Source organism: Escherichia sp. 94.0001 (assembly GCF_013369155.2).
Lineage (GTDB): Bacteria > Pseudomonadota > Gammaproteobacteria > Enterobacterales > Enterobacteriaceae > Escherichia > Escherichia coli_F.
This window is the reverse complement of record NZ_JABWMS020000014.1, coordinates 15,474-29,187: the sequence shown is the minus strand read 5'-3', so window position 1 is coordinate 29,187 and position 13,714 is coordinate 15,474. Positions and strand designations below refer to the sequence as shown.

The window sequence follows — 13,714 nt, the reverse complement described above, 5'->3', positions numbered from 1 at the left end:
ATGTTTTTAGTCGACTCACACTGCCATCTCGATGGTCTGGATTATGAATCTTTGCATAAGGACGTGGATGACGTTCTGGCGAAAGCCGCCGCACGCGATGTGAAATTTTGTCTGGCAGTCGCCACAACATTACCGGGTTATTTACACATGCGGGATCTGGTAGGCGAACGTGACAACGTCGTATTTTCTTGTGGCGTGCATCCACTCAACCAGAATGATCCCTACGATGTAGAAGATTTACGCCGTCTGGCGGCAGAAGAGGGCGTTGTTGCGCTGGGTGAAACCGGGTTGGATTATTATTACACGCCGGAAACTAAAGTACGGCAGCAAGAGTCCTTCATCCATCATATCCAGATTGGTCGTGAACTGAACAAGCCGGTTATCGTCCACACCCGTGACGCCCGCGCCGATACGCTGGCAATTCTGCGCGAAGAAAAAGTGACGGATTGCGGTGGCGTACTACACTGTTTTACAGAGGACAGAGAAACGGCGGGTAAATTACTGGATCTCGGATTTTACATCTCCTTTTCCGGCATTGTGACCTTCCGTAATGCGGAGCAACTGCGCGATGCCGCGCGTTATGTCCCCCTCGATCGGTTACTGGTAGAAACTGACTCACCTTACCTTGCACCGGTTCCGCATCGAGGAAAAGAGAATCAACCTGCGATGGTTCGTGACGTTGCAGAATACATGGCTGTGTTGAAAGGTGTTGCCGTTGAAGAACTGGCGCAGGTAACCACCGATAACTTCGCCCGTCTGTTTCACATCGACGCTTCCCGCCTTCAATCCATCCGTTGAATGAGTTTTTTTAAAGCTCGTAATTAATGGCTAAAACGAGTAAAGTTCACCGCCGAAAATTGGGCGGTGAATAACCACGTTTGAAATATTGTGACATATGTTTTGTCAAAATGTGCAACTTCTCCAATGATCTGAAGTTGAAACGTGATAGCCGTCAAACAAATCGGCACTGAATTATTTTACTCTGTGTAATAAATAAAGGGCGCTTAGATGCCCTGTACACGGCGAGGCTCTCCCCCCTTGCCACGCGTGAGAACGTAAAAAAGCACCCATACTCAGGAGCACTCTCAATTATGTTTAAGAATGCATTTGCTAACCTGCAAAAGGTCGGTAAATCGCTGATGCTGCCGGTATCCGTACTGCCTATCGCAGGTATTCTGCTGGGCGTCGGTTCCGCGAATTTCAGCTGGCTGCCCGCCGTTGTATCGCATGTTATGGCAGAAGCAGGCGGTTCCGTCTTTGCAAACATGCCACTGATTTTTGCGATCGGTGTCGCCCTCGGCTTTACCAACAACGATGGCGTATCCGCGCTGGCCGCAGTTGTTGCCTATGGCATCATGGTTAAAACCATGGCCGTGGTTGCGCCACTGGTACTGCATTTACCTGCTGAAGAAATCGCCTCTAAACACCTGGCGGATACTGGCGTACTCGGGGGGATCATCTCCGGTGCGATCGCAGCGTACATGTTTAACCGTTTCTACCGTATTAAGCTGCCTGAGTATCTTGGCTTCTTTGCCGGTAAACGCTTTGTGCCGATCATTTCCGGCCTGGCTGCCATCTTTACTGGCGTTGTGCTGTCCTTCATTTGGCCGCCTATTGGTTCTGCAATCCAGACCTTCTCTCAGTGGGCTGCTTACCAGAACCCGGTAGTTGCGTTTGGCATTTACGGTTTCATCGAACGTTGCCTGGTACCGTTTGGTCTGCACCACATCTGGAACGTACCTTTCCAGATGCAGATTGGTGAATACACCAACGCTGCAGGTCAGGTTTTCCACGGCGACATTCCGCGTTATATGGCGGGTGACCCGACTGCGGGTAAACTGTCTGGCGGCTTCCTGTTCAAAATGTACGGTCTGCCAGCTGCCGCAATTGCTATCTGGCACTCTGCTAAACCGGAAAACCGCGCGAAAGTGGGCGGTATCATGATCTCCGCGGCGCTGACCTCGTTCCTGACCGGTATCACCGAGCCGATCGAGTTCTCCTTCATGTTCGTTGCGCCGATCCTGTACATCATCCACGCGATTCTGGCAGGCCTGGCATTCCCTATCTGTATTCTTCTGGGGATGCGTGACGGTACGTCGTTCTCGCACGGTCTGATCGACTTCATCGTTCTGTCTGGTAACAGCAGCAAACTGTGGCTGTTCCCGATCGTCGGTATCGGTTATGCAATTGTTTACTACACCATCTTCCGCGTGCTGATTAAAGCACTGGATCTGAAAACGCCGGGTCGTGAAGACGCGACTGATGATGCAAAAGCGACAGGTACCAGCGAAATGGCACCGGCTCTGGTTGCTGCGTTTGGTGGTAAAGAAAACATCACTAACCTCGACGCATGTATTACCCGTCTGCGCGTCAGCGTTGCTGATGTGTCTAAAGTGGATCAGGCTGGCCTGAAGAAACTGGGCGCAGCGGGCGTAGTGGTTGCTGGCTCTGGTGTTCAGGCGATTTTCGGTACTAAATCCGATAACCTGAAAACCGAGATGGATGAGTACATCCGTAACCACTAATCCGTAAGACGTTGGGGAGACTAAGGCAGCCAGATGGCTGCCTTTTTTACAGGTGTTATTCAGAATTGATACGTGCCGGTAATGCTGAAATTACGCGGTGCGCCGTAGACGATAGAACCTTCCACGTTGGTATCGTAGGTTTTGTCGAACAGGTTATTGACGTTCCCCTGTAACGAGAAGTTTTTCGTCACCTGGTAGCGGGTGAAGAGATCCACCAGCGCGTAGCTACCTTGCTCGGCGCGGAAGGTGCCATATGGTGTCACGGTGTCGGTATACACGCGATTTTGCCAGTTAACACCACCGCCGACCGTCAACTCTGGCATGACAGGCAACCGATAGCTGGTGAACATTTTAACCGTGGTGCGTGGCAGATTAGGATTAACGGCGTTTCCTTCGTTATCTTCTGCAATATAGCGCGTTGCGCCAAACGTCAGCTGCCAGTTGTCGGTAATTGCGCCGTTGAGTTCAAATTCCACACCTTTACTGACTGTCCCATCCACCGCTTTATAGGCGGTTTCGCCGTTGCTGCCGGGGATAGGTGTACCGGTGGACTGAGCGACATTATCCTGCTCAATACGGAAGATGGCTAACGTGGTGGTCAGACGGCTATTCATCCAGTCCGATTTCAGACCCAGCTCGTAGTTGTTACCGGTGATTGGAGCCAGATATTTGCCTGAACTGTCACGATCATTTTGCGGCTGGAAAATAGAGGTATAGCTGGCGTAGGTCGACCAGTTGTCATTAATGTCAAACACCAGACCAGCATAAGGCGTGGTGTGGTTTTTCTCCATGCTGTAAGTCAGCGTATCAACCCGCCAGTTGGTATAACGTGCGCCGAGGATCAGATGCAGCGGATCGGCAAGGGTGACACGAGTGGCAGCATATAACGATTTCATATGTGTGGTATCGTCCTGCGCCAGACTCTGTGGTGACCAGTCGGTTTGTGGGAAATTGCCATTAAAGTTGTAGAAACTGCCAATTTCATCCGGGAAGATGTTGGCCCATGAACTGAAGTAACGATTGTTTTGTTTGCTGTAACTGCCACCAAACATTAGATTGTGCTGACGACCAAACAATTCATAACTACCGTCAGCGAACAAATCCAGCGCATCAACTTTACGTTTGCCGCTGTTCCAACCGGTGCCGCCGACATAATCAAAGCCAGGTCCATAATTACTGTATGGCCCAACCAGCATACCATCCGCTTTGTTTACATAGGCATCGACATACATCATTTTGCTGTCAAATTCGACTTCGGAGTGGGTGGCATTCAGTGTCGCTTGCCAGGTATCAGCAAACCGCTGCTTCAGGGTCATAAAGACCTTGTTGATCTCTTTATCGTTGTACGCCCAGTCAGGTGCGGTACTGCGTGCGCGATCGTAACTGTTGCTGCTGCCATCAGTATTCCAGCGCGGTAAACCGCCCCAGGTTGGGCTATTAACATCAATGCGCTGATATTCGTAACCTGCTGAAAGCGTCGTAAGATCGCCTAAATCAGCATCGACAATGCCGGAGAAGAAGGTCTTTTCACTGTTGTAGCGGTCCAGCCATGAGTCGTTATTCTGGTAGCCGCCGACAATTCGCGCGCGGATTTTACCATCTTCGGTGAGTGGACTTTGTAAATCCGCCACATACCGTTCTTTGTTCCAGCTACCGTATTCTGCCGAGACATCGCCTTTAAATTCACGACTGGTCGCGTGTTTTCGAACCATATTAATTGCCGCAGATGGATTACCCGTACCGGTCATGAGTCCTGTCGCGCCACGCACTACTTCTACGCGTTCAAACAGTGCCATATCAGAAAGTGCGTCGCCCAGATTCCAGCGCGATTCAAAATAGGTGGGGATACCATCAACCATATAGTTATCGATCTGGAATCCGCGGGAATAATAAAGAGCACGATCGGAATCCGCCTGACTTTTGCTGATCCCCAGCGTGTTTTCCATCACTTCGCCCAGCGTTTGCAACTGCTGATCTTCCATCCGCTGCTGGCTAACAATAGTGACCGACTGAGGAATATCACGTTGAGTCATCTGCATTTTGGTACCCGCAGAGGTAGACGTTACGCTGTAATCATTTTCGTCATCAACTGGAGTAGTGGCGGAACCCTCAACAATCACCGTTTCTTCAGTGGCTGGTGCAGCAAAAGCGGCGGAAGGTAAGAGTGCCAGTGCTATGCAACCGGCAAGTAGTGACGGTTTGGAGGTGGTTTGATGTTGATTATCCCTGTTAAATTGTGTTGAAAGCATTTGAAATCTCTTGGTTTATGTTGTCGTCAGGCTCATGCCGGAGGAGGATGATGAGCGGTTATATTTAGTGTGCGAATAATTTTGCATGTAAATGCAAATGAGAAATATACGCATTCATATTTGACGTGTAAACCAAACAGAGAATGTCTTTTCAGCGCATTCGCAGGCAGAAATGGGAATAATGGCGATATATACGGCAGCAAAACGATTTTTTGCTTAAGAAATCGTGAGTTAAGGTTGAAAGAGCAGGTTTAACTCGACCATACTCTATACTCGCAGTGTGGCGCGGCGTAGCATGGCGCAACGCATGGCTATTTGAAAAAGGAAAATGTCGTGGCAGAAGAAACTATATTCAGCAAAATTATTCGTCGTGAGATCCCCTCCGATATCGTCTACCAGGATGATCTGGTAACGGCGTTTCGCGATATTTCGCCGCAAGCGCCAACGCATATTCTGATCATTCCAAATATCCTCATTCCGACTGTGAACGACGTGTCTGCTGAGCATGAGCAGGCGCTGGGACGCATGATCACCGTAGCGGCAAAAATTGCTGAGCAAGAAGGTATTGCCGAAGATGGCTATCGTCTGATCATGAACACCAATCGCCATGGCGGACAAGAGGTGTATCACATCCATATGCACTTGTTGGGTGGCCGTCCGCTGGGACCAATGCTGGCGCATAAAGGTCTGTAACGATGAGAAAAGGATGCTTTGGGCTGGTGTCTCTGGCGTTGTTAGTGCTGGTGGGCTGTCGTTCACATCCGGAAATTCCGGTGAATGATGAGCAATCGCTGGTGATGGAGTCATCTTTATTGGCTGCGGGCATCAGTGCAGAAAAGCCCGTCCTTTCGACGTCTGATATTCAACCTTCAGCATCCTCAACGCTTTATAACGAAAGGCAAGAACCCGTTACCGTTCATTATCGTTTTTACTGGTATGACGCCAGAGGGCTGGAGATGCATCCTCTGGAAAGGCCACGCAGCGTTACCATTCCCGCACATTCGGCGGTAACGCTATACGGCAGCGCCAATTTTCTGGGGGCGCACAAAGTCAGACTTTATCTATATTTGTAAGGGGTGAATCTTGATGATAAAAATGAGTCGCTACGCTTTGATTGCCGCGCTGGCGATGTTTCTCGCCGGGTGTGTGGGGCAACGTGAACCTGCACCGGTAGAAGAAGTGAAACCAGCGCCGGAACAACCTGCCGAGCCACAACAGCCTGTGCCCACGGTGCCATCGGTGCCGACGATCCCGCAGCAGCCAGGGCCAATTGAGCATGAAGATCAAACCGCACCGCCTGCGCCGCATATTCGCCATTATGACTGGAATGGCGCAATGCAGCCGATGGTCAGTAAAATGCTTGGGGCTGACGGTGTGACTGCGGGTAGCGTCCTGCTGGTTGATAGTGTTAACAACCGTACTAACGGTTCGCTGAATGCCGCAGAAGCGACCGAAACGCTGCGCAATGCACTGGCTAATAACGGTAAATTTACCCTGGTTTCCGCCCAGCAACTGTCGATGGCTAAGCAACAGTTAGGTTTGTCGCCGCAGGACAGTTTAGGCACCCGTAGTAAAGCCATAGGCATTGCCCGCAACGTGGGCGCTCATTACGTGCTGTACTCCAGCGCCTCTGGCAATGTCAACGCTCCGACCCTGCAAATGCAGCTAATGCTGGTGCAGACGGGCGAAATTATCTGGTCAGGTAAAGGTGCCGTTTCGCAGCAATAATCCCATCACGCGCGACGAATTGTTGTCGCGCTTTTTCCCGCAATTTCATCCCGTCACGACGTTTAATAGTGGGCTTAGTGGCGGGAGTTTTCTCATTGAACATCAGGGCCAGCGTTTTGTTGTGCGTCAGCCGCACGATCCTGATGCGCCGCGGTTCGCGTTCTTGCGCCAGTATCGGGCTTTATCACAACTACCCGCATGCATTGTACCGAAGCCGCATTTATATCTCCGTGACTGGATGGTGGTCGACTATCTGCCCGGCGAGGTAAAAACGTATTTGCCGGATACCAACGAACTGGCAGGCTTGCTGTATTATCTACATCAACAACCGCGTTTTGGCTGGCAAATAACGCTGTTGCCTTTACTGGAACTGTACTGGCAGCAAAGCGATCCGGCGCGGCGGACAGTGGGTTGGCTGCGAAGGTTAAAACGTCTGCGCAAAGCGCGGGAACCACGGCCTTTACGCTTAAGTCCATTGCATATGGATGTCCACGCCGGAAATTTAGTGCATAGCGCGTCAGGGTTAAAACTCATCGACTGGGAGTATGCCGGAGATGGTGATATCGCGCTGGAACTGGCGGCGGTGTGGGTGGAAAATACTGACCAGCATCGGCGATTGGTTAATGACTATGCCGCGCGCGCGAAGATTAATCCGGCGCAATTATGGCATCAGGTCAGGCGATGGTTTCCCTGGCTGCTGATGCTCAAAGCTGGGTGGTTTGAGTACCGCTGGCGACAAACCGGCGATCAACAATTTATCAGGCTTGCCGATGATACCTGGCGGCAGCTATCAATAAAACAATAAGGAGAGCAGTGTGGGTCCAGTAATGTTGGATGTTGAAGGTTACGAACTGGACGCGGAAGAGCGTGAAATATTGGCGCATCCGCTGGTAGGAGGGCTGATTCTCTTTACGCGTAACTATCACGATCCTGCCCAGTTACGCGAACTGGTGCGCCAGATCCGTGCAGCTTCGCGCAATCATCTGGTGGTGGCGGTGGATCAGGAAGGTGGGCGTGTGCAGCGTTTTCGTGAAGGTTTTACCCGCTTGCCAGCGGCACAATCATTTGCTGCGCTGTTGGGAATGGAAGAAGGCGGAAAACTGGCGCAAGAGGCCGGTTGGCTCATGGCCTGCGAAATGATTGCTATGGATATTGATATCAGCTTTGCGCCAGTGCTGGACGTCGGGCACACAAGCGCGGCGATTGGCGAGCGTTCTTATCATGCCGATCCCGAAAAAGCCCTGGCAATGGCCAGCCGCTTTATTGATGGCATGCATGAAGCCGGAATGAAAACCACCGGTAAACACTTCCCTGGGCATGGTGCGGTAACGGCAGACTCACACAAAGAGACGCCGCGTGACCCTCGTCCACAAGCGGAAATTCGTGCCAAGGATATGTCGGTATTCAGCGCATTAATCCGTGAAAATAAACTCGACGCCATTATGCCTGCGCATGTGATCTACAGTGATGTCGATCCGCGTCCTGCGAGCGGTTCTCCCTATTGGCTGAAAACCGTTTTGCGTCAGGAACTGGGTTTTGATGGCGTGATTTTCTCCGACGATTTATCGATGGAAGGAGCCGCGATTATGGGCAGTTATGCCGAACGCGGGCAGGCATCACTGGACGCGGGTTGCGATATGATCCTGGTCTGCAATAATCGTAAAGGGGCCGTCAGCGTGTTAGATAATCTGTCACCGATCAAGGCAGAACGTGTTACACGTTTGTATCATAAAGGTTCATTTTCGCGACAGGAACTGATGGACTCGGCTCGCTGGAAAGAGATCAGCGCCCGTCTGAATCAGTTACATGAACGCTGGCAGGAAGAGAAAGCAGGTCACTAACCCTGGCTTATGTGAGGAAGCGATGATTATCTATTTACACGGTTTTGACTCTAACAGTCCGGGTAACCACGAGAAAGTCTTACAATTGCAGTTTATTGACCCGGATGTACGCTTGATAAGCTACAGTACGCGGCATCCGAAACATGATATGCAGCATCTGCTCAAAGAAGTGGACAAAATGTTGCAACTGAACGTCGACGAGCGTCCGCTGATTTGCGGCGTTGGTCTGGGCGGATACTGGGCGGAACGGATTGGTTTTCTTTGCGATATCCGCCAGGTGATCTTCAACCCTAATTTGTTCCCTTATGAGAACATGGAAGGCAAGATTGATCGCCCGGAAGAGTATGCCGATATTGCCACTAAGTGTGTGACCAACTTCCGCGAGAAGAATCGCGATCGTTGTCTGGTGATTTTGTCGCGTAACGATGAAGCGCTTAATAGCCAGCGGACATCTGAAGAGTTGCATCATTATTACGAGATTGTCTGGGACGAAGAGCAGACGCACAAATTCAAGAATATCTCCCCGCATTTGCAGCGCATTAAAGCGTTCAAAACCCTCGGTTAAATGCCCTCGTCGCATCAGGTAACCTTGCTGATACCTGATGCGTTCCAGATTCTGTAGATTCTGTAGATCGGATAAGGCGTTCACGCCACATCCGACACTGGCAATGTGCCTGATGCGACGCCGTTCGCGTCTTATCAGGCCAACCAAACGCCCTCCATATACGTCTCACCCTCCTGGGCTCGTTTAAATAATAAACAATAAGCTGTATTTTTTGATCTCATCCGGCAAATCAGCCTATCTTTTCAGCAACAAAACTTGATTAACATCAATTTTGGTATGACCAATGCACCATTCATGTTATTCTCAATAACGAAGAACATTTTCATTGCTGTAACCTGTTGTTAATTAAGAGCTATGTTAATAACTATTAGTTAACAATTGGTTAATAAATTTAAGGGGGTCACGTTGACTACGCCATTGAAAAAAATTGTGATTGTCGGCGGCGGTGCTGGTGGGCTGGAAATGGCGACACAGCTGGGACATAAGCTGGGACGCAAGAAAAAAGCCAAAATTACGCTGGTCGATCGTAACCACAGCCACTTGTGGAAACCGCTGTTGCACGAAGTGGCGACTGGCTCGCTTGATGAAGGCGTCGATGCGTTGAGCTATCTGGCCCATGCGCGCAATCATGGTTTCCAGTTCCAGCTGGGTTCCGTCATTGATATTGATCGTGAAGCGAAAACAATCACTATTGCAGAACTGCGCGACGAGAAAGGAGAACTGCTGGTTCCGGAACGTAAAATCGCCTATGACACCTTGGTAATGGCGTTGGGCAGCACCTCTAACGATTTCAATACGCCAGGAGTCAAAGAGAACTGCATTTTCCTCGATAACCCGCATCAGGCGCGTCGTTTCCACCAGGAGATGCTGAATCTGTTCCTGAAATACTCCGCCAACCTGGGCGCGAATGGTAAAGTGAACATTGCGATTGTCGGCGGCGGCGCGACGGGTGTAGAACTCTCCGCAGAATTGCACAACGCGGTCAAGCAACTGCACAGCTACGGTTATAAAGGTCTGACCAACGAAGCCCTGAACGTAACGCTGGTAGAAGCGGGCGAACGTATTTTGCCTGCGTTGCCGCCACGTATTTCTGCTGCGGCCCACAATGAGTTAACGAAACTTGGCGTTCGCGTGCTGACGCAAACCATGGTCACCAGTGCTGATGAAGGCGGCCTGCACACTAAAGATGGCGAATATATTGAGGCTGATCTGATGGTGTGGGCAGCCGGGATCAAAGCGCCAGACTTCCTGAAAGATATCGGTGGTCTTGAAACCAACCGTATCAACCAGCTGGTGGTGGAACCGACGCTGCAAACCACTCGCGATCCAGACATATACGCTATTGGCGACTGCGCGTCATGCCCGCGTCCGGAAGGGGGCTTTGTTCCGCCGCGTGCGCAGGCCGCACACCAGATGGCAACCTGCGCAATGAACAACATTCTGGCGCAGATGAACGGTAAGCCGCTGAAAAATTATCAGTATAAAGATCACGGTTCTCTGGTATCGCTGTCGAACTTCTCCACCGTCGGTAGCCTGATGGGTAACCTGACGCGCGGCTCAATGATGATTGAAGGGCGAATTGCGCGCTTTGTATACATCTCGCTATACAGAATGCATCAGATTGCGCTGCATGGTTACTTTAAAACCGGATTAATGATGCTGGTGGGGAGTATTAACCGCGTTATCCGTCCACGTTTGAAGTTGCATTAATCGGCTTGTACTGGCGGATGCGGCGTAAACGCCTTATCCGCCCTGGACAAATGGTACGAGCGGTAGGCCTGATAAGACGCGTTAAGCGTCGCAACAGGCATTCCTTCAGACTCCTCCGAATCCCTAAGTATTTCCAGCCATTCCCGCGCTTTTCATCTTCTGTCTGATAGCTGCTTTTCTCCTTCACTTGCATGATTGGCATAACAGCAAAGAAGGAGGTGTTCCCGTGAATAAATCAATGTTGGCGGGTATGGGGATTGGTGTCGCAGCTGCGTTGGGCGTAGCGGCAGTGGCCAGTCTGAACGTGTTTGAACGTGGCCCGCAATACGCTCAGGTTGTTTCTGCAACCCCAATCAAGGAAACGGTTAAAACACCGCGTCAGGAGTGTCGCAACGTCACAGTGACCCATCGTCGACCGGTGCAGGATGAAAATCGCATTACCGGGTCAGTGCTCGGCGCTGTTGCTGGCGGCGTGATAGGGCATCAGTTTGGCGGTGGTCGCGGTAAAGATGTCGCCACTGTTGTGGGGGCGCTGGGAGGTGGCTATGCCGGTAACCAGATCCAGGGCTCTCTCCAGGAAAGCGATACTTACACGACTACGCAACAGCGTTGTAAAACGGTGTATGACAAGTCAGAAAAAATGCTCGGTTATGATGTGACCTATAAGATTGGCGATCAGCAGGGCAAAATCCGCATGGACCGCGATCCGGGTACGCAGATCCCGTTAGATGGCAACGGGCAACTGATTTTGAATAACAAAGTATAACAAGGCTGTATTCTGCAATTTAGCCCCCCATTCGCTCAGGCTGAGGGGCTTTTTTTTGCGCCTTATTTCACCAGTTCGGGCCATAAACGCAAAGTCGTTCGGGCAATCTGCATCAGTTTTTCCAGCGATGCACCTTCGCGTGCGCTGATCGACATCCCCTGAATAATACAATTAAGGAATTCAGCAAGATGCGTCACATCACAGTGGGTCGGGATTTCCCCGCGCGCTTGTCGTTGACATAAAAATTGCTGCAAAGTGCGCTCTTGCATCGCATGGCGTGATTTCAGCGTATTGGCGATATCTCCGGAATCCGGGGAGAGGGTGGTGCAGTTGTTGATCATAAAGCAGCCAGCCGGGGTGTCTTTGCTGGTAAAGCAGTTGGCGATGGCAGCAAAATAGTCAGCCAGCGCAGACTCCACGCTTTTCTCTTCACAAAACAGCTGTGCTTCATGCTTAGCGGCAAAACGATCGATATAGCGGTCGAGTACGGCGCGGAATAACCCCTCTTTGTTGGTAAATTCCGCGTATAGCGTGGGCGCTTTGGCTCCGGTCGCTTCGACGAGGTCCGCAAGAGAAGTCGCTTCATAACCGTGCTGCCAGAACAATTTCATGGCCTTATCAAGCGCGGCATCCCTGTCGAACACTTTTGGGCGGCCACGGCTTTTTTTTACACATTGTGTTGAGTCAGTTGCCATGATGCCGTTGTACCTGGTGACTGTGAATGAAAGGTTATTATAAAAATAATCACCTCCGTTCACCAGTCCACAAACCATAAAAATAATTGTTTTCTATTTAACTGAAATTTAAAGATTTTTAAATTAATTAATGATTGTTATAAAAAATATCTTGTATGTGATCCAGATCACATCTATCATTTAGTTATCGATCGTTAAGTAATTGCTTGCGACGTCATTCATCTGCATAAGGCCACTATTATGAAAAACGTAAAAACCCTCATCGCTGCGGCGATTTTAAGCTCAATGTCATTTGCCAGCTTTGCGGCTGTCGAAGTTCAGTCAACGCCAGAAGGCCAACAAAAAGTCGGTACTATCAGTGCTAACGCGGGGACAAATCTGGGATCGCTGGAAGAGCAGCTGGCGCAAAAAGCGGATGAGATGGGCGCAAAATCTTTCCGTATTACTTCTGTAACCGGTCCGAATACCCTCCATGGAACAGCAGTAATTTATAAATAAGCATTAACCCTCATTAATGCCTGCTACTGCTGATTTTTTTCCCCGCGACATGCCGTGTCGCGGGGATTTTTTTATCCAGGATTTACAAAGTTTGTGGGCTCACTTGATGACGGCGGACATCCACCGGCATCCCGGAACGGACATCCATCACATGCTGCATCACTTCAGCGTCAGTTTGCGCTGCATCTTTAAATGATTGCATTGCGCTATTCAGTGTAATTGGCAGCAGCTGCGGATCGTCATCAATCTTCTCTGACAGCGGTTGATGTACTTCAACCAGACGCGCACCGTTTGGTTCGGCAGAGACTTTAATCGGGGTGTTGATGATATTCACTTTGGTACCTGGGGTGACCTGGCTAAAGAGTGTTTTGATATCGTCATCCCGCAGACGAATACAGCCAGAACTTACCCGCATGCCAATGCCGAAATCGGCGTTCGTACCGTGAAGCAAATAAACACCGCCATAGGCCGCCAGACGAATCGCATGATGGCCCATTGGGTTATCCGGTCCAGCCGGAACTACCGCAGGCAACTCAATTCCCTGTGCCTTATACCGCGCGCGAATGTTTGCCGTTGGCGTCCAGGTTGGGTTTGCACGCTTGTCAGAAACGGTGGTCACCATTGTCGGTGTCAGCGTGTCACCACCCAACTGACCAATGCCGATGGGATACACGGTTACCGAATTTTTACCCGGCGGGTAGTAATAGAGACGCAGTTCCGCAATATTGATCACAATGCCTTCGCGCGGCGCATCTGGAAGTAGGGTTTGCAACGGGATCGTTAACACGCTACCCGCGCGCGGCACGTAAGGATCAACGCCGGGGTTAGCCTGTAACAGAGCGAGAAAGCCGACATTATATTTTTTGGCGATGGCTTCCAGAGAACCACCGTCATTTTCCACCACATGAAATTTGTTTTCGCCAACCAGACGACTGCCTGCTGTTGGCAGCGGCCAGGTGTTGGCTTTTACCGGTAGCGCCAGCGCCACGGCAGCGGCGAACGTAAAAAACGTTAGCCAGCGAGAAAAACGCGTTTTGATCATCACCAAAAATCCATAATAAATATAAGGTTATTGTAATAAACAGATAAGCCTGAATTATGGATGGTGACAGTGTCGGATAGTGCAGGGAAGTGCAA

General features: G+C 50.5%; 14 protein-coding genes. 11 read left to right on the top strand and 3 right to left on the bottom strand.

Annotated elements, in window-relative coordinates; all coding sequences use genetic code 11:
* Together HEN33_RS09585 and ptsG are read left to right on the top strand one after the other, a co-directional pair.
* Positions 1-798 (top strand): metal-dependent hydrolase, encoded by a 798-nt coding sequence (locus HEN33_RS09585; protein ID WP_000480245.1) that lies wholly within the window; start codon positions 1-3, stop codon positions 796-798.
* 293 nt (positions 799-1,091) lie between these two features.
* The gene (gene ptsG, locus HEN33_RS09580) at positions 1,092-2,525 is read left to right on the top strand and encodes a PTS glucose transporter subunit IIBC (RefSeq protein WP_000475716.1); all 1,434 of its coding nucleotides are present in this window, start codon (positions 1,092-1,094) and stop codon (positions 2,523-2,525) included.
* A 59-nt stretch (positions 2,526-2,584) separates the two neighbouring features.
* Here ptsG and fhuE read toward each other — a convergent pair whose 3' ends face one another.
* The gene (gene fhuE, locus HEN33_RS09575) at positions 2,585-4,774 is read right to left on the bottom strand and encodes a ferric-rhodotorulic acid/ferric-coprogen receptor FhuE (RefSeq protein WP_039021670.1); all 2,190 of its coding nucleotides are present in this window, start codon (positions 4,772-4,774) and stop codon (positions 2,585-2,587) included.
* A gap of 333 nt (positions 4,775-5,107) precedes the next feature.
* Between fhuE and hinT the strand changes: the two genes are divergently transcribed.
* The 8 genes from hinT (at position 5,108) to HEN33_RS09535 (ending at position 11,384) form a co-directional block, all read left to right on the top strand.
* Complete coding sequence (gene hinT, locus HEN33_RS09570) at positions 5,108-5,467, top strand: purine nucleoside phosphoramidase (RefSeq protein ID WP_000807125.1); 360 nt, start codon at positions 5,108-5,110, stop codon at positions 5,465-5,467.
* Between the two features lie 2 nt (positions 5,468-5,469).
* Positions 5,470-5,847, top strand: coding sequence for a YcfL family protein (locus tag HEN33_RS09565; protein WP_001225291.1), 378 nt, complete (start codon positions 5,470-5,472; stop codon positions 5,845-5,847).
* A 13-nt stretch (positions 5,848-5,860) separates the two neighbouring features.
* A complete protein-coding gene (gene lpoB, locus HEN33_RS09560) occupies positions 5,861-6,502 on the top strand; it encodes a penicillin-binding protein activator LpoB (protein ID WP_000594311.1) in 642 nt (213 codons plus the stop codon).
* Positions 6,483-7,307 (top strand): thiamine kinase, encoded by an 825-nt coding sequence (thiK, locus tag HEN33_RS09555; protein WP_176263413.1) that lies wholly within the window; start codon positions 6,483-6,485, stop codon positions 7,305-7,307. The genes lpoB and thiK overlap by 20 nt, the downstream gene beginning before the upstream one ends.
* Positions 7,308-7,317: 10 nt before the next feature.
* Complete coding sequence (nagZ, locus tag HEN33_RS09550; RefSeq protein ID WP_176263412.1) at positions 7,318-8,343, top strand: beta-N-acetylhexosaminidase; 1,026 nt, start codon at positions 7,318-7,320, stop codon at positions 8,341-8,343.
* 22 nt (positions 8,344-8,365) lie between these two features.
* Positions 8,366-8,908: an alpha/beta hydrolase YcfP gene (gene ycfP / locus HEN33_RS09545; protein WP_000587933.1), complete on the top strand. Its 543-nt coding sequence runs from the start codon at positions 8,366-8,368 to the stop codon at positions 8,906-8,908.
* 405 nt (positions 8,909-9,313) lie between these two features.
* Positions 9,314-10,618, top strand: a complete 1,305-nt coding sequence (ndh, locus tag HEN33_RS09540) for an NADH-quinone dehydrogenase (RefSeq protein WP_000211045.1) — start codon at positions 9,314-9,316, stop codon at positions 10,616-10,618.
* A 226-nt stretch (positions 10,619-10,844) separates the two neighbouring features.
* Complete coding sequence (locus tag HEN33_RS09535; protein WP_001043462.1) at positions 10,845-11,384, top strand: glycine zipper 2TM domain-containing protein; 540 nt, start codon at positions 10,845-10,847, stop codon at positions 11,382-11,384.
* A gap of 62 nt (positions 11,385-11,446) precedes the next feature.
* On the opposite strand, the gene comR is transcribed toward HEN33_RS09535, so the two are convergent.
* On the bottom strand, positions 11,447-12,079 hold the full coding sequence (gene comR / locus HEN33_RS09530; RefSeq protein WP_001356845.1) for a TetR family copper-responsive transcriptional repressor ComR: 633 nt from the start codon (positions 12,077-12,079) through the stop codon (positions 11,447-11,449).
* 240 nt (positions 12,080-12,319) lie between these two features.
* On the opposite strand from comR, the gene bhsA reads away from it, so the two are divergent.
* Complete coding sequence (gene bhsA / locus HEN33_RS09525) at positions 12,320-12,577, top strand: multiple stress resistance protein BhsA (protein WP_000800153.1); 258 nt, start codon at positions 12,320-12,322, stop codon at positions 12,575-12,577.
* An 82-nt stretch (positions 12,578-12,659) separates the two neighbouring features.
* Here bhsA and ldtC read toward each other — a convergent pair whose 3' ends face one another.
* On the bottom strand, positions 12,660-13,622 hold the full coding sequence (ldtC, locus tag HEN33_RS09520) for a L,D-transpeptidase LdtC (protein WP_176263680.1): 963 nt from the start codon (positions 13,620-13,622) through the stop codon (positions 12,660-12,662).
* Positions 13,623-13,714 lie beyond the last annotated feature (92 nt).